The following is a 21,184-nucleotide window of genomic DNA, read 5'->3' as shown; positions in this document are numbered from 1 at the left end:
GCGGAATCAGATCAGGGGGGTGGCGAAGGCCAGCCGGCACGGCGGGCCCTCCAGCCGCCAGGGCGGGGTGAGTTCGGCGGCCACGTCGGCCGCCGAGTCCTTGCCCGGGCGGTAGGAGCCTTCGGCGGACAGCTCGGTCCACGCCTCCTCGGCGTAGTGCCGCGCCGCGAGGCCGGGATGGTCGTACGGGGCCGGTCCGGTCGCGGGATCGGCCCTGGCGGCCACGCGGACACCGGCGGCGCGCAGCCGGTTCAGTTCCATCCGCCAGTCGGCGCCGAGGGGGCAGACCGGGACGATGCCCTGCTGTCGCGGCAGGCCGGGTGGCCGGCGGGCGACGATCACGAGGACGCGCCGGACGGTGTCGGTGCCCGCGCCGGCCGCTCTCGCCAGCGGGACCACCGCCCTGAGCGCGTCCTCCAGCGAGGACGCCAGGTCCTGGGTGCGCCGGGCGGGCGGCCAGGCCGCGAGGGCGTTGAGGGTGGCCGACGCGGGGCCGGCCGCGATCGGCGGCAGCAGCACCATGGGCGGGGACGTGTAGCTGTTCTCGCGGATTCCGTGGTCGTAGTGGCCCACGGCACCGACGCGGAAAGCGGAACCGGAACCGTCCTGCCGGGCCAGTTCGGTGATGACGTCCCGGACGAACGCGAGCCGTTCCTCACTCTCCGCCTGGTCGGCGCCGCTGAGTTCGACGGTGAAGAAGAGTTCCAGCCGGGGCGGGCGGATGATCCGGTGGGGCAGTCGGCCGATCAGGGCCGGCACGTCGACGGCGGCGCGTTTCTTCGGTCCGTACGACGAGTCGGCTGCCGGTGCGACGAGGTCGACCTCGCCGGGCCCGCGCAGGACGTATCTGAGCCGAACCTGTTCGAGCCGGCCGACGGTGACCTCGTGCACGGCCAGGGTCGGGGCACCGCCTCCGTCGGCCGCGGGAGCCCCGGCGAACACCGGCAGCCGCAACGGTTCGCCGGCCTCGACCCCGCCGTGCACCGTGACTTCCGTGGTCGCCGTCTCCCCGTGCCGGAGCCGGGAGCCCGCGGGGAAGAGGACGTGGCTGTGGGTCTGCACCGCGCCGGTCCGGCGGTCGGCGTGGGCCAGCACGAGCGTGTGGTCGGCGAGCAGGGGCGCGGTGCGCACTATTTCCCGTACGGCCTCGGAGGTCGTGCCGTCCGCGGCGACGGCCGTGCCCCGGCCGAGCTCGGCGCGGAGGGGGTACACGCCGCGCACGACGGCTGCGGCACGCTCCAGCAGGACCCAGCCGGCGCGAGGTGTCAGCAGCACGACCGAGTGTTCGTAGGAGGGCGGGATATACGCCTTCAGCCAATGCAGAACGGTGTCGTCGAATTCAGTGCGGGAGACGGGCGGCAGAGTCCCTATGCCCCCGGCGAGTTGAAAGCGACGGATTTCCGCGCGGGTGTCCAGAAGGGGAACCATGGAACGCCATTCGGTGCTTCCCGCATCGGCCTGGTGCGGTATTCCACCGTCCCCCACCGCCACCTTCACCACGTTCACTTCGTCGGGCGTGAATTCGATGAACAATAATTCCTTGATCCGCCGCCCGAACAGCTCGTCGAGAATGCCCCCGTACCGGTCCGGACCCGAGCCGCCGGCCTTTCCCGAGGACTCCGGTGGGCCGGTCGGAACCGTCTCCCCCGGTCTCGGCGGACCACCCCGGATCAAGGCCCCGAGCTGTTCGAGCCCCCCTCCCGCGGCGCCGCCCGGATCCCGGGCCGACAGCGCGACCGCCCTTGCGTCCCAAGCGTGTCCGGCCGCCTGCAGCGCCGCTCGCGCCCGCTGGACGTCCTGCGGGGTCAGCTCCCCGAGGACCGGGTCGTCGTACAGCCGCCACTGGCAGGCCTCACAGAACTCGCCATCCTGGCCAGGAGTTCTGCACACAGGGCATGCCTGATGAATACGGGATCCCCCCACGTTGCAACTCCCCCCGATGCGATCCCCACCCGCGCACGCTCGCCTGCAGCCAGAAGCGCTCGCCCGCGGGTGCAACATGATGACACAACAAGAGGGGACCTGATGAGGTTTATCGGGGAATTCGATAAAGATCGTTCAACCGCTGGGAGAACTTGTGTTCCCATCACGGATGGATGGTGGAAGAAGACACGGGATTCACCGAAACCGCTCGCCGTTCCCGGCCTCTTCTGTTCCAATACACAAGCCGCACGCGGGCGAATCGGAACGCCGATCGTAACCGGCGTGACTGGAGTGGCGAACGGGCCTCTCGGGACTTGGGAGACGCACGCCATGGGTACGAAAAAGGGCCCCGCGGGCTTCTCGCCCGCGAAGGCCCTTCGCACCGTCGGGACGACAGGATTTGAACCTGCGACCCCTTGACCCCCAGTCAAGTGCGCTACCAAGCTGCGCCACGTCCCGGTGCGTTCACCCCGCGGTGACCCGCGTGATCGCGCGAACAGCACTTTACCCCACAACGGTGACTGACCCGCAGGCGGCCCGAAGCGCGCGACAATCGACGTATGGGCAGACCATCGGGAGACACGAGGGGCACGGGAGAGGGCCAGGCCGGCGCGCGGGACCGGGACGGCGAGGGGCGGGCGCGCAGCGCCCGGCCGCGGGACGGACTCGGGCGGCCCCTGCCGTACGACGCGGACGGCGTGGCACGTCAGCCGGAGGGCATCGTGCGCTCCCCGGAGGCATCGGTCGCCGAGGCGCAGGCGCTGCTGGACGAGGGGAAACCGTTCCACGCGCACGAGGTCTTCGAGGACGCCTGGAAGTCGGGCCCCGACGAGGAGCGAGCCCTGTGGCGCGGCCTCGCCCAACTCGCCGTGGGACTCACCCACGCGGCCCGGGGCAATGCCACGGGCGGTGCGAGGCTGCTGCGACGCGGGGCGGGCGGAGTCGAGGAGTGGGCGACGCTGGGCGAGCGGCAGCACCCGTACGGCATGGATGTCGCCGGTGTCGTCACCTGGGCAAAGGACCTCGCGGAAGTAGTGGAGAGGGATGCCGGGACGGTCGTAGACGCAAGGGAACGGGCACCCCGGTTGCGAGGTTCGCAGGCGCAGTAGACGGGACTTGTGAATGCGGGTGTGGTGCAGCGCCCCGCAAGGGGCGCGGGGAGCTGCGCGACCAGCCCCCACCGGCCCGAGGCCGAACGACCCGCATGTCCAGCGGAGGGTGGCGTACGGCAGACTCGGGGACGTGCGAAAGATTCATGTCATCGGTATCGGCGCGGGCGACCCCGACCAGCTCACCCTCCAGGCGGTCGGCGCTCTGAAGAGCACAGACGTGTTCTTCATCCTCGACAAGGGCGAGACGAAAGCCGACCTCGTGCGGCTGCGCCGGGACATGCTCGACGCGCACATACCGCAGGGCACGTACCGCCTGGTCGAGGCCCGCGATCCGGATCGGGACCGGCGTGCGGGCGGGGCCGCCTACTCCCCCGCCGTGGGTGACTGGCGCAGTGCCCGCGCGGACATCTACGAGCGGCTGATCACCGATGAGTTGAGCGAGGACGAGAGCGGCGCGTTCCTCGTGTGGGGCGACCCTTCGCTGTACGACAGCACGCTCGGCATCCTGGAGGAAATCCTCGACCGAGGCGCCGTGGACTTCGAGTACGACGTCGTGCCGGGCATCAGCAGCGTCTCGGCTCTGGTCGCCCGGCACCGCACCGGCCTCAACCGGGTCGCCCGCCCGGTCCAGATCACCACGGGCCGACGGCTCGCGGAGGGTTTCCCGGAGGGCGTGGACGACGTGGTCGTGATGCTCGACGCGCATCAGACCTTCCGGCAGTACGCCGACCAGGACATCGACATCTACTGGGGCGCCTATATAGGCACCCCGGACGAGATCCTCGCCTCCGGCCCGATCGCCGAGGCCGCTCCCCGTATCGAGCGGCTGCGTGCGGAAGCCCGCGAGCGCAAGGGCTGGATCATGGACACGTATCTGCTGCGCAGGCACCCGAAGAAGCAGTAGAGGGGAGCAGTGGGGAGCCGCCGGCCGGGCGGCACCCGGGCGGACCGTCCCGGCATGCGGGTGAAACCCGCCGGTGTGATGGTGACCTCGTGACAGTCGCTGAGGAAACCGCACTTCCCGCAGCCGCACAGCCGCCCGTCCTGGACGCGCGCCGCCGCAACGTCGTCTTCGTGACGATCATGCTGGGAATGCTGCTGGCGGCCCTCGACCAGACGATCGTGGGCACGGCCCTGCCGACGATCGTGTCGGACCTCGGCGGTGCCGAGCACATGTCCTGGGTGGTCACCTCGTATCTGCTCGCCGAGACCGTGGCGACCGTCCTGGTCGGCAAGTTCGGCGACATGTTCGGCCGCAAAGTGGTCTTCCAGGTCTCGGCCATCGTGTTCATCACCGGCTCGTTCCTGTGCGGCCTCGCGGGCAACATGACGCTGCTCATCCTCTGGCGGGCGGTGCAGGGCGTCGGCGCGGGCGGCCTGATGGTGACGGCGATGGCCCTCATCGCCGACGTCATCCCGCTGCGGGAGCGAGGCAAGTACCAGGGCGCGATCGGCGCGGTGTTCGGCGTGGCGACGGTCATCGGCCCGCTGCTCGGCGGGCTGTTCACCGACCATCTGACCTGGCGCTGGGCGTTCTACGTCAACGTCCCGATCGCGATCGTGGTCGTCATCGCGGCCGCCCGCACCATCCCTGTGGTCAAGTCGGCCTCCCGGCCCGTGATCGACTACCTGGGTATCGCGATGGTCGCGATCGGCGCCAGCGCGCTGATCCTGGCGACGAGTTGGGGCGGCAACGAGTACGCGTGGGGTTCGGGCGTCATCATCGGCCTGTTCGTGGGCGGAGTGATCGCGCTCGGCCTGTTCTGCTGGGCCGAGACACGCGCCCGGGAACCGATGCTGCCGATGCGGCTGTTCGCCAACCCGGTCTTCACGGTCTGCTCGATCCTCAGCTTCATCGTCGGTTTCGCGATGCTCGGCGCGATGACGTATCTGCCGACCTATCTGCAGTACGTCGACGGCGACTCGGCCACGGTGTCCGGTGTACGGACGCTGCCGATGGTGCTCGGGCTGCTCATCGCGTCCATCTTCAGCGGCAACGTGGTCAGCAAGACGGGGCAGTACCGGTTCTTCCCGATCGTCGGCTCCCTGGTGATGGGGGTCGGGCTGTATCTGATGTCGCTCATGGGCCCGGACAGCGGTGCCTGGCTCGAATCGCTGTACATGTTCGTGCTGGGTACCGGTATCGGCCTGTGCATGCAGGTCCTGACGATCGCCGTGCAGAACACCGTCGAGTACGCCGACCTCGGCACCGCGACCTCCGGCGTCACCTTCTTCCGTACGCTGGGCAGCTCCTTCGGCACCGCGGTCTTCGGCACGATCTACACCAACGCCCTCAACAACAACCTCGGCGACGGGATCGCGGCCGCCGCGCAGACGAGCGGCACGGACCCGGCGATCATCACCAAGGCCGCGACCAGCCCGGAAGGCCTGCACAAACTGCCGGCTGAGACGGCGGCTCCGATCATCAACGCCTACGCCGACACGATCCAGACCGTCTTCCTGTGGTGCGTGCCGGTCGCGGCGATCGGCTTCGTGGTCGCCCTGTTCCTCAAGCAGGTGCAGCTGCGCGACAGCGCGCGGATGGGCTCCACCGACATGGGCGAGGGGTTCGCGCAACCGGCCGGCGCGACGTCCCAGCGGGTGCTCGAAGCCTCCGTCGGGAAGATCATCGGCAGTACCGACCTGGACACCGGCCGGCGGATCGTCGAGAGCTCCGACACGCGGCTCGACGTGGCCGGCGCATGGGCCGTGATGCAGGTCGAGCTGATGACCAAGCTGGTCGGCCATGCCAGCCTCGGCATGATCTCCGCCCGCCGGCACCTGCCTCCCGAGGTGCTCCTGCCGGTCTTCGACCGCATGGTCGAGGAGGGCTATCTGACCCGCGCCGGCTCGTTCCTCTCCCACACCGAGGCCGGAGAACGCGAGGCCCAGGTGATCGGCACGGCATGGGGCGCCTGGCTGGAGGACCAGGTCCAGCAGGACATCGGCCGCCCGGCGGGCGAGGACCTGCGCGCCGCGGTGCACACGATCGCCAAACGCCTCCTGGTCGAGGACCTGAGCACCGGCCTGCCGCACAAGCCGGCCGAGCTGGCCTCCAGCGGCGCGCACCAACCCGTCACAGCGGGCTGAGCCCGAGTCGCTCGACCGCGCCCGCCACGTCGGGCACCACGGTCACGTCCTTCGGCAACGCCGGCCGACGTACGACCACGACCGGGAGGGCGAGTTGGCGTGCGGCCGTGAGTTTGGCGGCTGTTGCCTCGCCGCCGCTGTCCTTCGTGACCAGGACGTCGATGCGGTGCTCGCGCAGGAGGTGTGACTCGTCGGCCACGGTGAAGGGGCCGCGTGCCAGGATCAGTTGCGTGTGCGGTGGCATCGGTGGCTCGGGGGGTTCCACCGAACGTACGACGAAGTGCGGTTCCGTCAGGTGGGCGAATTCTGCCAGGCCCAGGCGTCCCGTCGTCAGGAAGATCCGGTGGCCCAGTCGCGGGAGCAGGTCCGCGGCCGCACTCAGTGACGTGACCATGTGCCACCGGTCCTCGGGGCCCGGCCGCCAGCCCGGGCGGCGCAGTACCACCAGCGGTACGCCGGTCGCCGCCGCTGCCCGTGCCGCGTTCGCGGTGATGGTCTCGGCGAAGGGGTGGGTGGCGTCGACGACGGCGTCCACCTGGTGCTCGCGCAGCCAGTCGGCCAGTCCCTCCGCCCCGCCGAAGCCGCCGATCCGTACGTCCCCGGCCTGCGCCCCCGGACGGGACACCCGCCCCGCCAGCGACGTGGTCACCCGGACGTCGGGGCGCGCGTCAAGTGCGGCGGCCAGTCGGCGTGCCTCGGTGGTGCCGCCGAGGACCAGGACGTGCGGGGACATGGCGTCGAGGGTACGGGCCCCCTCGGGGAGCGGTTCGGCGGGTGGAACACCGATTTCGCGGCGGCGGATGGCTATCGTCCCTGCATGGATTCAGTGCGCGCCGTCCTCATCGACATCGACGGGGTCCTCACCGTGTCGTGGCAACCGCTGCCGGGGGCGGTGGAGGCGCTCCGGGAGATCCGTGGCTCCGGGCTCTCCGTCGCGCTCCTCACCAACACGACCTCCCGTACGCGTGCCTCGATCGCCGAGGCCCTGGGAGACGCCGGGTTCCCCGTGGCCGGCGAGGACATCCTCACCGCGCCCGCCGTCACCGCCGCACACCTCGCCGACCGGCTGCCCGGCGCCCGCTGCACCCTCCTGAACAGCGGCGACATCCGGGACGATCTGAGCGGGGTGACCCTCCTCGACGACGACACCGAGGACGTCCCGGACGTCGTCATCGTCGGCGGGGCCGGTCCCGAGTTCGACTACGCCGCTCTGAACCGCGCCTTCGGGCACCTCCAGCGGGGCGCCCGGCTGGTCGCCATGCACCGCAATCTGTACTGGCGGACGGAGCGCGGGCTGCAGCTCGACGCCGGGGCCTTCCTGGCGGGGCTGGAGGCGGCCGCCCGCACCGAGGCCGAGGTGACCGGCAAACCCTCCCCCGCCTTCTTCGAGGCCGCGCTCGCCCATCTCGGGGTCGGCCCGGACCAGGCGCTGATGGTCGGCGACGACATCGAGTCGGACGTACTGGCCGCGCAGCGCACGGGCATCGCGGGCGTCCTCGTCAGGACGGGCAAGTACCTCCCGGAGACCCACCGGTCCGCGAGCGGAAAGCCCGACCACGTCATCGACTCCTTCGCGGATCTCCCATCCCTCCTTCAGTCCCTCCTTCAGCGCAACAGCAGCTGAACCCCGCCGACGACCGTCGCCACGATCACCAGCTGCTCGAACAGCCGCTGGTTGATCCGGTTCACCGCCCACTTGCCGAGGAACGCCCCCGGTACGACGAACACGGCGAGCGCGGCGTCCAGGAGCAACGAGTCGCCGTCGATCAGGCCGAGCCCGGCACTGAACGGCACCTTCGAGACGTTCACGATCAGGAAGAAGAAGGCCGACGTCCCCAGGAACCCCAGCTTCCGGAAGCCCGCGGACAGGAGGTACATCGACATCACCGGGCCGCCCGCGTTGGCGACCATGGTGGTGAAGCCGCCGAGGACACCGTAGGAACGGGCCTTGATGCGGCCGGGCCGGGTGGAGACCGAGTCCGGCTCCTCGTCCGTGTCGGCCTTGCGGCGCCGCCACACCGTCACCCCGGCCATCAGCAGCAGGATCGCGCCGATAGAGGTCCGTACGATCTCGTCGCCCGCCCAGACCAGGAACAGAGTGCCGAGGACCACGCCCGCCGCGACCGCCGGGAACAGTCGCCACAGCGTGGGCCAGTGGGCGTGCCGTCGGTAGGTGAGGACGGCGAGCACGTCCCCGGCGATCAGGATCGGCAGCAGTACACCGGTGGAGGCGCGGGCGGGCAGTACGGCCGCGAAGATCGCCAGACTGACCGTGTTGGCCCCGCTCACGGCCGTCTTCGAGAAGCCGACGAGCAGGGCCGCGAAGGCGAGTGCGGCGAACTCCCAACCGGTGATGTGCCAGATAGTCATCGTGTCCATGCGGATCCCGATGCTATGCGCATGTATCTGGCGGCGTAAGGAGCGTCTCGATAGGTGGCCGGTGACTCGGTGATGCTGGCGTCCGGAGCTCGCGGTGGACGAACGTCCGGAGGGCGAGGGGCCGGTGTCGCTCTACGGCGCCGTCGGGTTCAAGGGCTGACGACCACAGCACTCACCCCAACAGCCATCCTCCGTCCACGTTCAGGTCGACCGCGTTGACCGAGCCGTTGCGCAGCAGGAAGTCCACGGCGTCCACCACGTCCGCCATCGTGGCGAGCCGTCCGGTGGGCGTCTTGGTGCGCAGGGTCGCCAGCACCTGTTCCGGCTTGGCCAGCCAGTACGGGCTGTCGCCGACGACGCCCGGATGGATGGCGTTGACGCGGACGGGCGCGAGTTCGACGGCGAGGGTGTGGACCAGGCCGGACATCCCCGCGTTGACGGTCGCCACCGTCGTCGCGCCCGGATAGGGCCGTTCCTTGGCCTGCCCGCCGAACAGGACGATCGCGCTGCCGTTGTGCAGCCGTGGGCGCAGCGTGTGCACGACCTCGGTGTAGCCGACGAGTTTGAGCGTGACGAGGTGCAGGGCGGCGTCGATGTCGTACGAGGTCACGTGGTTGTCGTCGCGGGAGACTCCCGCGAGCACCAGATGGTCGACGCGTCCCAGGTCGGCCAGCGCACCGGCGATCTCCAGTGGCCGGGCCAGGTCGACGCCGAGGCCCCGGGCGCCGATCTCCTTGGCCAGTGTGTCGGCGCGATGGGCGTCCCGGCCCGTGATGACGACGTCGTCCCCGCGTTCCGCGCGGGTGCGGGCGAACTCGCGGCCGATCCCGGAGGTACCGCCGATGACGACAACGCTGCTCATCTCTGATCCTCCAGTGCCTCGCGCAGGTACTCCCAGTCCCTGGTGAACCGGTAGGAGTGGCGCGGCGGCGGCTGCGGTGCCTGTGTCTCCAGCCAACGCAGCGGCCCCTCACCGGCGTTGGTGAAGCCGTGCACACAACCGGCGCCCGCCCAGGCGACGTCACCCGGGCCCAGCCGGTAACTCGCCCCGTCGAAGGTCGCGTCGACGGTGCCTTCGAGGAACAGGTACGTCTCCTCGAAGGGGTGATCGTGTGTGCCCGCGATGCCGTCGGGCGCGTACTGGACCATGAACATCGTCGAGGCGACGGCGCCCAGGTCGCTGTCGACCATCATCTTCACGGTGATGCCGCTGTAGACGAGCAGCGCGGTCCGCATGCTCGCCGACACCGCGAGCAGGTCCTGGGACTGCTTGCCGGCGTCCATCTGGGCGGGCTCGAAGTGGCCGAAGGACCGGGTGCGCGGGTCGCGGACGTCGATGCGGACGGGGTCGCGCGCGGGCAGCGCGGGTACGGCGTGGGTGTCGTGGCGGTAGCGGGCCCGTGGCACGGGGGCGAGCAGGTCGGCCCAGCGGGCGCCGGTGTCCCCGGCGCCGCGCCAGGCGTGCGGGACGCCGGCCGGGAGGAGGCCGTAGTCGCCCTCCTCCAGCAGGTACGACCCTTCGGCCACGTCGAGGATCACGGTCCCGTCGAGCAGGTGGAAGCTCTCCTCGTACGAGTGCACATGTGGCCCGACCACACCATCCGGGCGCAGTTCACAGATGCCGAATCCGGTGTGCACGCTCCCGTCGGCCTCGCCGACCAGTTCCCGCCGCCGGTGGCCGTGGGCGTCGTACGGCGGCTCGGGCACGTCGGCGGCCCGGCGCACCAGGTGGTGGGTCATGACGAGGCCTTCGGTGTCCTCGCCGCCTTGGCGGCCAGGAGGCGGTCGCGTGACTCCTCGACCAGGTGGCGGGCCCGGCCGGTGTCGGCGAGGAGCTTCCCGTCCCGCTTGCGGATCACTCCGTCGACGATGACGGTCTCCACGTTGGACACGTCCGCGCACAGCGTCACCGCGGCGGCCGCGTCGTGGACGGGCGCGATGTTCAGCGCGGTGGCGTCGATGGCGACGATGTCGGCGCGCTTGCCGGGGGTCAGGGAACCGGTGCGGTGTTCCAGTCCCGCGACATGCGCGCCGTTGACGGTGGCGATCCCCAGCATCTGACGTGCCGTCAACATCGTTTCGGGTACCGGCAGATTGGCCTGCCAGCAGTCGGCGTTGACGCGGGCGCGTTCGGCGCCGAAGGCCGCGCGGATCTGGGTGAACATGTCGCCGGGGACGGTGGTGACGACGTCGATGCTCAGCGACGGCCGCAGCCCGTGCTCGATCGCCTTCATCACGGGCGGCCAGCCGTGCCCCATCTGCGTCTCGACCTGCGGGGCGATGGACACCGTGCCGCCGCTGTCGGCGACCAGCCGCCACTCCTCCTCGCTGAAGTAGCAGCAGTGGATGTAGGTGGTGTCCGGCCCGAGGAGGCCCAGGTCATGGAGCTGTTTCACCATGCCGAAGCGGCCGGCGAGCCTGCCCATGGCCACATGCACGGTGATCGGGATGTCCAGCTCGCGCGCGAGTGCCCACTCGGCGGTGACGACGTCATTGACGCAGAAGCCGGGGCCGCGCGTGGCCAGCCCCATGGTCAACAGCCCGCTGTCGGAGGCGAAGTGGCGGTCGCGGATCCGTCGTACGTCGTCCCCCGGGATCGCGATCTTGCTCTCGAACCAGTAGTCCGCGAGGGAGGTGTTGGCGCTGCCGTACGCGTACTGCGCCCGGATGCCGGTCTCCGTCAGCGCCTGGATCGCCGCGTCCGGGTGCTCGGGTGTGTTGTTGATGTGCGACCAGTCGACGAGTGTGGTGATCCCGGCGTTGAGGCATTCGAGGGTGCCGGCGAGGTTGGCCGCGTACACGTCCTCGGGAGTGTAGAGGGGGGCGAAGGTGTCGAGGATGTCGACGAAGTAGTCGTCGAGGGTGGCGTCGGGGGCGGTACCCCGGATGGATGCCTCCCAGGTGTGGCGGTGGGTGTCGACGAAGCCGGGGATGACGATCCGGCCGGTCATGTCGAGCACTTCGGCGTCCGCGTCGATCTCGCGCCGCACCGCCACGATGCTGCCGTCCTCGATGAGGACATCACCCTGGGGCAGGTCCCCGATATCGGGGTCCATCGAGATCACGTGTCCGGCGCGTAGGAGTATCCGATCGGTCATCGCCCTGCCTCCCTTGGGGTGTTCTCCCCGTTCCTACGGGTGTTGAGGTGGGACTGTGCCTCGCGCCTGGTGTTCAGCTCACCGCCCACCGTCCAGTACTTGCGGCCCGCCACGAGCAGCTCCTCCGCCGGGAACTTGGTGATGACCTCGCAGCCGTCCGCGGTCACGACGAGCTCCTCCTCGATGCGGGCCGCGGACCAGCCGTCGGCGGCCGGCCAGTATGTCTCCAGGGCGAACACCATGCCCTCTTCGAGGACTTCGGGGTGGTCGAGGGAGACCAGGCGGCTGAAGACGGGCTTCTCCCAGATGGACAGGCCGACGCCGTGGCCGTACTGGAGCGCGAAGGCGGCCGTCTCGTCGGCGAAGCCGAACTCCTCGGCGCGCGGCCAGACTTGGACGATGTCGGCGGTGGTCGCGCCGGGTCGCACGAGCGCGATGGCCTCGTCCATGTACTCGCGGCAGCGCACATACGCGTCGCGCTGGGCGCTTGAGGCGCTGCCGACGGCGAAGGTGCGGTAGTAGCAGGTGCGGTAGCCGAGGTGGCTGTGCAGGATGTCGAAGAAGGCGGGGTCGCCGGGGCGGATGAGGCGGTCGCTGTAGACGTGCGGGTGGGGTGAACAGCGTTCGCCGGAGATGGCGTTGACGCCTTCGACGTACTCGCTGCCGAGGTCGTAGAGGACCTTGCTGACCAGACCGACGCACTCGTTCTCGCGCACGCCGGGGCGCAGATAGCCGTACAGCTCCTCGTACGCGGCGTCGACCATCGCGCAGGCCTGGGTGAGCAGGGAGATCTCGTCGCGCGTCTTGGTGCGGCGGGCCTCCAGGAAGACCTGCTGGCCGTCGACGACGTCGATGCCCTCGGCGCGCAGGGCGGCGAGGACGGGCATCTCGGCGACGTCGATGCCCAAGGGCTCGCCCGCCAGGCCGTGTTCGCGTAGTTCGGCGGCGATCTTCCGAGCGACATCCTCGGCGATTCCCGCGTCCGGGTGGAAGGCGCCGCGCAGCGTGGAGATGCCGGCGCGGGCGCCGGTGGGCGGGCCGTCCTTGCCGTCGCTGTAGTCCAGCCAGGGGTTGTACAGCTGGTGGTGGCGGGCCGCGGAGCCGAAGTCCCAGACGACGGGTTCGCCGCCACGCACCAGCAGGGCGAAGCGGATCAGCTTGTCCATCGCCCAGGTGCCGATGTGTGTGGCCGTCATATAGCGGATGTTGGCGAAGTCGAAGCTGAGCACGGCGCCCAGCGAGGAGCCGTTCAGGGTCTCGTGCAGTCGGGCCAGCCGCTGCCTGCGCAGCCGGTCCAGGTCGATGCGCTCTTCCCAGTCGACGGCGTTGGGTCCGAATGTGCGGATCGCCATGGCGACCACCCCCACTTCGGAGTGAACGGCTGTCCGACGGGAGCGTCAAGTGCTACTGAACACTCTGGCTGAACACGAACCACACACCCACCGCCGGCTCTTCTCCATCATTGCGGTACCGGTGCGGGGTCGTCGACTCGAAGCACACGGCGTCGCCGGGACGCAGCGTGTACTCGTCGAAGCCGAGCGTGAGCACCAGCACACCCGAGGTCAGATAGCCGTATTCCGTGCCCGCGTGCCGCATCAGGCCGCCGGAGCCGGAGGAGGAACCGCCGGGCCGGTACGTCACGAGCAGGAAGTCGACATCCATGCCGGGCACGTGCCCGAGCCGCTCCCACACGACGCCGGAGTCCAGCTCCAGTACCTCCCGCTCACCAGGTGTGATCAGCGGTCCGATGCGTCGGGCGGGGTCGGCGGCGAAGGCGGCGAGGGCATGCAGGACGGTGGCACCGCCCATCGCCGCGGCGGGCTCCCGCGCCTCGAAAAGCGACTCGACGGAGATACCCAGCTCCGTCGTGATCGCGTACAGCGTGCTGACCGACGGCTGGCTCTTGCCGGTCTCGATCTGGGAGACCAGGCTCGCGGAGACACCGACCGCGCGGGCCAGGGCGCGCAGGCTCGTCCCGCGGTCCAGTCGCGCCTGCCGGATCCGTGCGCCGACCGGCGGCACATCGGCAGCTGCCACGAGCGGCTCCTTTCCCGGGCGGGTCTGTGCAGCCACATTGAACAGCCGCGGTCGGCCAGGGCGCCAGAGCAGGGGCTGCGCGAGTGGCAAGTGCCTGGTGGGCATGTGTCGTCAGGGCTTCCCCAGTGGAAAGGCCGCCCGGACCTCCCAGCCCGTCCCTTCGCGCGGCCCCGCGTGCAATTCGCCGCCCAGCGTGGTCACCCGCTCCGTCAGGCCGACGAGTCCGAAGCCGCCCCCGTGCGCCGCCGCCGGGAGCTGGGTGCCGCCGCGTCCGTCGTCCGTCACCGCGACCTCCAGGCGCCGGCCGGCGAGCCGCAGGCCGACGGTGATCTCGGTGGCGTCGGCCGCGTGCCGCCGTACGTTGGTCAGCGCCTCCTGGACCACCCGGAAGGCGGCGGCCTGTACCTCGTGCGGGAGGTCGGCGGGCAGTGCGGGGTCGCGGCGCAGGGTGACCTTCTGGACGGGGCTCGCGAAGCCGTCGGCGAGTTCCGCGATGGCGGCCAGGTCGCCGACGGGACGGCGGTCGGCGGCTTCGGGGCCGCTGTCGCGCAGCACGCCGACCGTGCGGCGCATGGAGGCCAGGGCTTCGGTGGCGGCGCGTTCGATGCCCGCCAGGACCGGGTCGAGGTCCTCGGGCGGTGTGGTCCGCGCCGTCGTCATCATGCGGGCCACCTGGGTCTGGACCAGGATGCCGGTGACGTGGTGGGCGACGAAGTCGTGCAGGTCGGCGGCGATGGCCAGGCGTTCGGACCGGCGCGTCTCGGCGACGGCGACGCTACGGCGGTAGTCCAGATTGCGCAGGTAGGCGGCGAGGCCGGCGGAGAGGCCGATGAGGGCCAGGCCCACCACCATGTAGCCCTCCATGTCGCCCGGGGTCTCCCGGAGGGCGCGCACCGGCAGGAGGAGAACGGCCGCGCCATTCAGGACGCCGCACACCGCGGCCCAGGGGGTGGGGCAGTGCCGTACCGCGATGAACAGCAGGCACAGCAGGATCAGCGTCTCGCCCGGGCCGAACAGGACCTGCTCGCCGGACAGGGCCGAGCCCGCCGTGTAGAACGCGGAGGCCAGCGCGGGCGCGGCGGTGCGCACCTGCGGGGTGAGCCACCGCGGACGGCGCTCGGCCGGCCACAGCACGGCCGCGAGGCCGAGGAACAGCACCGCGGCCGACGGCCAGGGGGTGAGACCGGTGGAGCCCGCCGCGAGCACGTCGACGACCGACGCCACGAGCAGGACGCCGACCCCGAAGCCCCGTGCGCAGCCCCGGGCGGAAACAGAGATCATGCCGGTAACCGTAGGCGAGGCGGTCGGCGGCGGGATCGGCCGAAAGGTCGAGGGGCCGCCGTCCCAACCCTGACCTAACGGCCGAGGCGCACGCCCGTACCCACGGGCGAGGGTGGAGCCACTTCCTCCCCTCGACCTTCAGGAGTACGTGATGCAGCGCAAGTTCCTCATCGGCGTCATCGGCGGTGCGACCGCGGCGTTGGCCGTCGGCGGCGTCGGCACCTCTCTGCTCGCGACCACCGAGTCGACCAGCCGGCTGGACTCGTACAGCACGGTGACGGTGGACGGCCACCGGGCGCTGGCCGCGAACATCGTCGCGGGCCGAACCGAGAGCAAGTACCACCCCCTGCCCTGGGTCGGGACGAAGGTCTCCGACGTGTCCTGCCCGACCGGCCTCAAGGCGGTCGCCGGGGCCACCGTCACCTGCACCGGCAAGAAGGGCGACGGCAAGACCGTCGACATCCCCGTGTCCGTGGTCAAGGCCTCGGCCGACTCCGTGACCTGGAAGTTCGAGCGCTGAGCCGGATCGGGGACCACGACATGAGCATTGTGCTGGCCGGTCACGGCCTCATCAAGAAGTACGGCTCCACGACGGCCCTGGCGGGTGTGGACGTGGAGGTCGGCGAGCGCGACTCGCTCGCGATCATGGGCCCGTCGGGGTCGGGCAAGTCCACGCTTCTGCACACCCTGGCCGGGATCGTCCGCCCGGACGGCGGTCAGGTGGTCCTGCGCGGCGAGCGCATGGACAAGCTGGGCGAGAACCGGCTGAGCGCGCTGCGCCGCAAGCGGTTCGGGTTCGTCTTCCAGTTCGGCCAGCTGCTGCCGGAGCTGCCCGCCGAGGAGAACGTTGCCCTTCCGCTGATGCTGGAGGGCATGCCCCGCAAGCAGGCGGTCGCCCGGGCCCGCCGCTGGTTCGCGCCGCTCGGACTCGACGGACTCGAGGGACGTCGCCCCGGTCAGCTGTCCGGCGGTCAGGCCCAGCGGGTCGCCATCGCCCGCGCCCTCGTCGTCGAACCGGACGTGGTCTTCGCCGACGAGCCGACCGGCGCCCTCGACCAGGTCACCAGCGAGGAGGTCGTCCGACTGCTCACCTCGGTCACCCGCGAGCAGGGCGCCTGTCTCGTTATGGTCAGCCACGACGCGGATGTCGCAGCCCACTGCGACCGGGTCCTGCAGGTGCGGGACGGCCGGATCAGCAGCCACAGCCAGTTCACGGTCGCCTGACCACTCGCGCCTCCCGGAGACCCCTATGCGTTCCCCCGTCCTGCCCCTGACCTGGCATCTCGCCAAGTCGTCCGGCCGTCGCGGCCTGCAGAGCCAGCTGCTCGCCATCGGCGCCGCAGCCGTCGGCTCACTCGTCCTCCTCGTCCTGCTCGCCGCCTACCTCGGCGCCGGCGCCCGCGCCGACCGCACCGCCTGGCGCACCCCCGAGGCCGACCGGCACGGCACCGCCGTACAGGCCCTCGCGACGACGTACGTCCGCGACGCCCCTGTCACCGTCGTGTCGCTGGCCCAGCTGCCCGACCGCGCCGCGACCCCCGCACCGCCCGGCCTGAGCGCCTTCCCGATGAAGGGCGAGGTGTACGTCTCCCCCGCCCTCGCCGAGCTGCTGCACAAGCTGCCCGCGAGCCAACTGGCCGACCGTTTCCCGAAGGTGGCGTCCTACGGCACGATCGGCGCGGCCGGTCTCGCCTCGCCGGACGAGCTCGTGGCCGTAGTGGGACGGGCGCCCACCGACCCCGCGGTGTCCACGGCGGCCGCGGGCGGCGGTCTGTACGACGCGGGACAGACCGGGCGCGCCGTGGTCTCCGGGTTCGCGGGTTCGCAGCGGAGCCTGTTCACGGGCAGCGACCAGAGCACGGTGCTGTTGGGCGTGGGTCTGCTGGTCGTCCCCGTGATCGTGCTGGCCGCGGCGGCCGGACGGCTCGGTGCCGCCCGGCGCGAACAACGGCTCGCCGCGCTGCGGTTGGCGGGGGCGACCCCTCGGCAGATCCTGGCGATGACCGGCGTGGAGGCGGCCGGGGTCGGCGCGGCCGGTGCCCTGGCGGGGGCGGTGGCGTACGGCGCGCTGCTGCCCGCCCTCGCCGAGGTCCCGTACGGCATCGGGTCCTGGTACACCGGGCAGCTGTGGGTGGGCGTGCCGTGGGTGGCGGCTGTCGTGATCGCCGTGGCCGGGCTCATCGCGGTGAGCGCGATGTCGATGCTGCGCCAGGTCGCGAAGTCTCCGCTGGGCGTGGCCCAGGAGGCGAATCCGCGCCGCACGCGTCTGATCCGGCTCCTGCTGTTCGTGGCGGCCCTGGTCTACATCCGCGAGAGCATGCACGGCGGCACCCTGGACAACGGGCGGGTGGTCGTCCTGATGCTGCTGTTCTACGCCGCGTTCTGGATGCTCGGCCCGTGGGTGGTGGACCGGCTGGGGCGGATCGCCGGCCGCTTCGCCCGCCGCCCGGCGACACTGCTGGCCGCGCGCAGGCTCAGCGACGACCCGCGCGGCGCCTGGCGCACGGTCAGCGGCCTGGTGCTCGCCGGGTTCGTGGCCGGGTTCTTCACCGTCGGCAATCTGGGGGTCCTGGGCTTCGACTTCCGGGGCCAGGTGGCCGTGCCCACGGCGAGTTCCGCCTCCGCACACCACGCGGTGACCGAGGCCCGCACGCTGTTGCGCGAGGCTGGGGTGACCGCGAAGGTCACGGAGGGGGACGACAGCTTCCTGCTGGGCGGTGGTGACGGCGTGATCGCCCACGTCTCCGGCGGCCCGGAGCAACTCGACACCACCCTCACCGCACTGCAACCCCTCGGCTCCGGCCGACTCCCGTACGCGCAGGCCTACGCAAACGCCCAGGACGACGTGATCACCCACCTCCTCGCCCAACTCGGCACCGCCGCACTGGCCCTGAGCTTCCTGGTCGCGACCGCCTCGGCGGGCCTGACCGCAGCCGCGGGCGTCCTCGACCGACGCCGGGTCTACGGCCTTCTGCGTCTGTCCGGCGCCCCGCTGAAGGTGCTGGACCGGGCCAGGGTCCGGGAGACGGTCCTGCCCCTGGTCGTCCTGGCCGGCGGCACCACGGCGACCGGGCTGTACGGCGCCTACCAGTTCAACAAGGCGACCGACAGCACGATCAGCACGTCCGGCGCCATCCAACTGGCCCTCTGCGCGGCCGCAGGAGCACTCACGATGTTCGCGGCGATCGCGGCAAGCAGACCACTGCTGCGGAAGGTGACGGCCGATCCGGCGCAGACGGCGGACTGACGTACCCGCCACTGACATGTCGGACCTGGACCCTGAGGCATGATCGAGCCATGACCACCCCCGCCCCGCCCAGTCCCCCGATCCGGGTCCTGATCGCCGACGACCAGGACATGGTCCGCACGGGCTTCCGTTTCTTTCTGGACGCGCAGCCGGACATCACCGTGGTCGCCGAGGCCGCCGACGGCGAGGAGGCCCTCGCGCTGGCCCGGCGGCTGCGGCCGGACGTGTGTCTGCTGGACATCCGGATGCCGAAGCTGGACGGCCTGGAGGCCACCCGGCTGCTGGCCGGGCCAGGTGTCGCCGATCCGCTGCGGGTGGTCGTGGTCACCACCTTCGACCTCGACGAATACGTGTACGGGGCGCTGCGCGGCGGCGCCTGCGGCTTCCTCCTCAAGGACTCCGGGCCGACCCTCCTCGCGGAGGCGGTCCGTGCCGCCGCGGCGGGCGACTCGCTGGTCTCGCCCTCGGTCACGGTCCGGCTGCTCAAGCACCTCACGGCCCCGCAGCCGGCCGAGGCACCGCGACCCGCCCCCCTGGCCGAATCGTTCGCCGAACCGCTCACCGAGCCGCTCACCGACCGTGAGCTCGACGTGGTCCGCCTGGTCGCCCTCGGCCGCACCAACGCCGAGATCGCCGCCGAGTTGTACGTCTCGCTGTCCACGGTGAAGACGCACCTCTCCAGCGTCCAGCTCAAGCTGGCCGCGCGGAACCGCGTGGAGATCGCGGCCTGGGCCTGGCAGAACGGCCACGCGCCCAGGGGTAATTGATCCACAATGCTGCGGTGGAGCTGAACACCGCAGTGGCGCACAACGCGCGCGTGTGGAACTACTGGACCGGCGGCCGGGACAACTACACGGTCGACCAGCGGGTCGGCGAGCAGGTCGCCGCGATGTTCCCGGTGATCCGGGACGTGGCCCGCGCGGACCGCGACTTCCTGGGCCGGGCGGTGCGCTTGCTGGCCGCCGAGCACGGGGTGCGGCAGTTCCTGGACATCGGAACCGGGCTGCCGACGGTGGAGAACACCCATGAGATCGCCCAACTCATCGCACCCGAGGCGCGGATCGTCTACGTCGACAACGACCCCATCGTGCTGATGCACGCCCGCACCCTGCTGACCAGCACTCCGGAGGGCGTCACCGACTACATCGACGCCGACGTGCACCACCCGGACGCCATCCTCGAACGGGCGGCGCTGACCCTCGACTTGGGCCGGCCCGTCGCGGTGATGATGCTGGGCATCCTCAACTTCGTCCTGGACACCGACCAGGCGATGGACGTGGTGCGCCGGGTGATGGCGGCGGTCCCCTCCGGCAGTTTCCTGGTCCTGACGCACCCCACCTTCGACTCCGACCTCGGCGGCGGGGGCAACATCGCGGCGATGAGGTTCTGGAACGAGAACGCCACCCCGCCGCTCACCGCCCGCACCCGCGCGGAGATCGCCGGTTTCTTCGAGGGCCTCGACCTGCTCGACCCGGGCCTGGTGTCGTGCTCGCGGTGGCGCGCCGGGCCCGACTCTCCCGCCCCGGTACCGCAGTTCGGCGCGGTGGCCGTGAAACCCTGACGTGAGCGGCACCGACGGCTCCCGCGGTGCCCGGCTCGTCGAGGAGGACCTATGACCACCCTTGTCGACCCCGTTCCGGGCGGACGTCCGGGCGATGTCGAACGGGCCACCGCGCTGAGCGCGGAGCTGTCCGGGCGCGGCGTGCACGGGATCGTCCTGTCCTACGTCGACACAGCGGGCATCGGCCGGGTGAAGACGGTCCCGACCGCCAGGCTCGCCTCGGCCGCGGCCTGGGGTGTCGGCATGTCACCGGTGTTCGACACCTTTCTCGCGGGCGACCACATCGTCTCCACCGACGTCCTCGGCTCGCCCGACGGCGACCTGCGCCTCTACCCCGATCTCGACCACGTGTCGGTGCTGGTCGGGCAGCCCGGCTGGGCGTGGGCGCCGGTCGACCGGATCACCCAGGAAGGCGAGCGGCACCCGGGGTGCAGCCGCACCTTCCTGCGGCGGATCGTCTCGGAGTCCGCGCGGGAACATGGCATCACGTTCCGGGCGGGCATCGAGATCGAGTGGGCGGTGGGGCTCGGGTCGGCCGCCGACGGGGACTTCGTGCCGGCGGTCTCGGGCCCGGCGTACGGCGCCACCCGACAGGTCGAACTGAGCGACTACTGCGCCGAGTTGCTGGCGGCGCTCGCGGCGCAGGGGGTGGACGTCGACCAGCTGCATCCCGAGTACGCGGCCGGGCAGTTCGAGATCTCGGTGGGTGCGCTCGACCCGGTGGCGGCGGCCGACCGGAGCGTGCTGGTGCGGCAGACGATCCGGGCGGTGGCACAGCGGCACGGGCTGCGGGTCTCCTTCGCCCCGGCCGTCCTCGCCCAGGGCGTCGGCAACGGCGGTCATGTCCATCTGTCCGCCTGGCGTGACGGGGTGAACCTGCACGCGGGCGGTGACCGCAGGTACGGGATGACGGCCGAGGCCGAGTCGTTCGCGGCCGGCGTGCTGGCCCACCTGCCGGGCCTCACGGCGGTGACCGCGCCGAGCCCGTCGAGCTATCTGCGGCTCAAACCCTCGCAGTGGGCGGGGGTGTTCACGGCTTGGGGCCGCGAGACTCGCGAGGCCGCGGTACGGGTCGTCACCGGCACAGCCGGGCAACGGCACCAGCAGGCGAATCTGGAGGTCAAGCCGGTCGACCTGGCCGCCAACCCGTATCTGGCGCTCGGCTGTCTGATCGCCGCCGGCCTGGACGGGCTGACGTCGTCCGCGGCGCTGCCCGGTGAGATCACCGGGGATCCCGCGCGGCTGGGTGCGGCGGAGGCGGCGGCCCTGGGCGTGCGCCGGCTGCCGGCCTCGTTGGACGAGGCCGTCGAGGAGTTCCGCAAGGACAGACAGCTGCGCACCGCACTGGGACCGGTCCTCGCCGACGCGGTGATCGCCGTACGCCTCGGGGAGGTCGCGGCCGTCGAGGGGCTGGACGACGAGCAGGTGGCGGCCGCGTACCGCTGGAAGTACTGAG

19 protein-coding genes and 1 tRNA gene are annotated in these 21,184 nt (G+C 71.2%); 10 read left to right on the top strand and 10 right to left on the bottom strand.

Annotated features, from left to right (window positions below; translation table 11 throughout):
* Window positions 1-6 precede the first annotated feature (6 nt).
* Together AC5DRG_RS45020 and AC5DRG_RS45015 are read right to left on the bottom strand one after the other, a co-directional pair.
* A complete protein-coding gene (locus AC5DRG_RS45020) occupies window positions 7-1,428 on the bottom strand; it encodes a hypothetical protein (RefSeq protein WP_491805871.1) in 1,422 nt (473 codons plus the stop codon).
* 880 nt (window positions 1,429-2,308) lie between these two features.
* Window positions 2,309-2,382, bottom strand: a tRNA-Pro gene (locus AC5DRG_RS45015).
* A 101-nt stretch (window positions 2,383-2,483) separates the two neighbouring features.
* On the opposite strand from AC5DRG_RS45015, the gene AC5DRG_RS45010 reads away from it, so the two are divergent.
* From AC5DRG_RS45010 to AC5DRG_RS45000, 3 genes are all read left to right on the top strand, one after another.
* Complete coding sequence (locus tag AC5DRG_RS45010) at window positions 2,484-3,032, top strand: DUF309 domain-containing protein (RefSeq protein ID WP_491805869.1); 549 nt, start codon at window positions 2,484-2,486, stop codon at window positions 3,030-3,032.
* A gap of 133 nt (window positions 3,033-3,165) precedes the next feature.
* A complete protein-coding gene (gene cobF, locus AC5DRG_RS45005; protein WP_491805867.1) occupies window positions 3,166-3,939 on the top strand; it encodes a precorrin-6A synthase (deacetylating) in 774 nt (257 codons plus the stop codon).
* Window positions 3,940-4,028: 89 nt separating this feature from the next.
* Complete coding sequence (locus AC5DRG_RS45000; RefSeq protein ID WP_491805865.1) at window positions 4,029-6,125, top strand: MDR family MFS transporter; 2,097 nt, start codon at window positions 4,029-4,031, stop codon at window positions 6,123-6,125.
* Here the strand turns inward: AC5DRG_RS45000 and AC5DRG_RS44995 are convergent.
* The gene (locus AC5DRG_RS44995) at window positions 6,112-6,858 is read right to left on the bottom strand and encodes a cobalt-precorrin-6A reductase (RefSeq protein WP_491805863.1); all 747 of its coding nucleotides are present in this window, start codon (window positions 6,856-6,858) and stop codon (window positions 6,112-6,114) included. The genes AC5DRG_RS45000 and AC5DRG_RS44995 overlap by 14 nt on opposite strands.
* An 84-nt stretch (window positions 6,859-6,942) precedes the next feature.
* Between AC5DRG_RS44995 and AC5DRG_RS44990 the strand changes: the two genes are divergently transcribed.
* Complete coding sequence (locus AC5DRG_RS44990) at window positions 6,943-7,749, top strand: TIGR01458 family HAD-type hydrolase (RefSeq protein ID WP_491805862.1); 807 nt, start codon at window positions 6,943-6,945, stop codon at window positions 7,747-7,749.
* Here AC5DRG_RS44990 and AC5DRG_RS44985 read toward each other — a convergent pair.
* From AC5DRG_RS44985 to AC5DRG_RS44955, 7 genes are all read right to left on the bottom strand, one after another.
* Window positions 7,731-8,504, bottom strand: coding sequence for a sulfite exporter TauE/SafE family protein (locus tag AC5DRG_RS44985; RefSeq protein WP_491805860.1), 774 nt, complete (start codon window positions 8,502-8,504; stop codon window positions 7,731-7,733). The genes AC5DRG_RS44990 and AC5DRG_RS44985 overlap by 19 nt on opposite strands.
* Window positions 8,505-8,676: 172 nt before the next feature.
* The gene (locus AC5DRG_RS44980; RefSeq protein WP_491805858.1) at window positions 8,677-9,366 is read right to left on the bottom strand and encodes an SDR family NAD(P)-dependent oxidoreductase; all 690 of its coding nucleotides are present in this window, start codon (window positions 9,364-9,366) and stop codon (window positions 8,677-8,679) included.
* Window positions 9,363-10,244 carry a cupin domain-containing protein gene (locus AC5DRG_RS44975; protein WP_491805856.1) on the bottom strand — a complete coding sequence of 294 codons (882 nt, stop codon included), beginning with the start codon at window positions 10,242-10,244 and terminating at the stop codon, window positions 9,363-9,365. The genes AC5DRG_RS44980 and AC5DRG_RS44975 overlap by 4 nt, the downstream gene beginning before the upstream one ends.
* Window positions 10,241-11,602 (bottom strand): amidohydrolase family protein, encoded by a 1,362-nt coding sequence (locus tag AC5DRG_RS44970; RefSeq protein ID WP_491805854.1) that lies wholly within the window; start codon window positions 11,600-11,602, stop codon window positions 10,241-10,243. Before AC5DRG_RS44970 ends, AC5DRG_RS44975 begins: the two co-directional genes overlap by 4 nt.
* Complete coding sequence (locus AC5DRG_RS44965) at window positions 11,599-12,954, bottom strand: M24 family metallopeptidase (protein ID WP_491805852.1); 1,356 nt, start codon at window positions 12,952-12,954, stop codon at window positions 11,599-11,601. Before AC5DRG_RS44965 ends, AC5DRG_RS44970 begins: the two co-directional genes overlap by 4 nt.
* A 52-nt stretch (window positions 12,955-13,006) precedes the next feature.
* On the bottom strand, window positions 13,007-13,639 hold the full coding sequence (locus tag AC5DRG_RS44960; RefSeq protein WP_491805850.1) for a helix-turn-helix domain-containing protein: 633 nt from the start codon (window positions 13,637-13,639) through the stop codon (window positions 13,007-13,009).
* Window positions 13,640-13,750: 111 nt separating this feature from the next.
* Window positions 13,751-14,920: a sensor histidine kinase gene (locus AC5DRG_RS44955; protein WP_491805848.1), complete on the bottom strand. Its 1,170-nt coding sequence runs from the start codon at window positions 14,918-14,920 to the stop codon at window positions 13,751-13,753.
* A 151-nt stretch (window positions 14,921-15,071) separates the two neighbouring features.
* Here AC5DRG_RS44955 and AC5DRG_RS44950 point away from each other — a divergent pair, with 151 nt between their 5' ends.
* The 6 genes from AC5DRG_RS44950 to AC5DRG_RS44925 are packed head-to-tail and all read left to right on the top strand — an operon-like array spanning window position 15,072 to window position 21,183.
* Window positions 15,072-15,440: a DUF4333 domain-containing protein gene (locus AC5DRG_RS44950; RefSeq protein ID WP_491805846.1), complete on the top strand. Its 369-nt coding sequence runs from the start codon at window positions 15,072-15,074 to the stop codon at window positions 15,438-15,440.
* Between the two features lie 20 nt (window positions 15,441-15,460).
* Window positions 15,461-16,144, top strand: a complete 684-nt coding sequence (locus AC5DRG_RS44945) for an ABC transporter ATP-binding protein (RefSeq protein WP_491805844.1) — start codon at window positions 15,461-15,463, stop codon at window positions 16,142-16,144.
* A gap of 25 nt (window positions 16,145-16,169) precedes the next feature.
* Entirely contained in the window at window positions 16,170-18,167 is a 1,998-nt protein-coding gene (locus AC5DRG_RS44940; protein WP_491805842.1) for an FtsX-like permease family protein, read from the top strand.
* A 50-nt stretch (window positions 18,168-18,217) separates the two neighbouring features.
* Complete coding sequence (locus AC5DRG_RS44935; RefSeq protein ID WP_491805841.1) at window positions 18,218-18,934, top strand: response regulator; 717 nt, start codon at window positions 18,218-18,220, stop codon at window positions 18,932-18,934.
* Window positions 18,935-18,948: 14 nt separating this feature from the next.
* The gene (locus tag AC5DRG_RS44930) at window positions 18,949-19,728 is read left to right on the top strand and encodes an SAM-dependent methyltransferase (protein ID WP_491805840.1); all 780 of its coding nucleotides are present in this window, start codon (window positions 18,949-18,951) and stop codon (window positions 19,726-19,728) included.
* A 51-nt stretch (window positions 19,729-19,779) separates the two neighbouring features.
* Window positions 19,780-21,183 (top strand): type I glutamate--ammonia ligase, encoded by a 1,404-nt coding sequence (locus tag AC5DRG_RS44925; RefSeq protein ID WP_491805838.1) that lies wholly within the window; start codon window positions 19,780-19,782, stop codon window positions 21,181-21,183.
* Window position 21,184: the final 1 nt, after the last annotated feature.

The organism is Streptomyces sp. JLBG701, assembly GCF_058544905.1.
The sequence above is the reverse complement of the archived record's forward strand: the minus strand, read 5'-3'. Positions and strand labels throughout refer to the sequence as shown.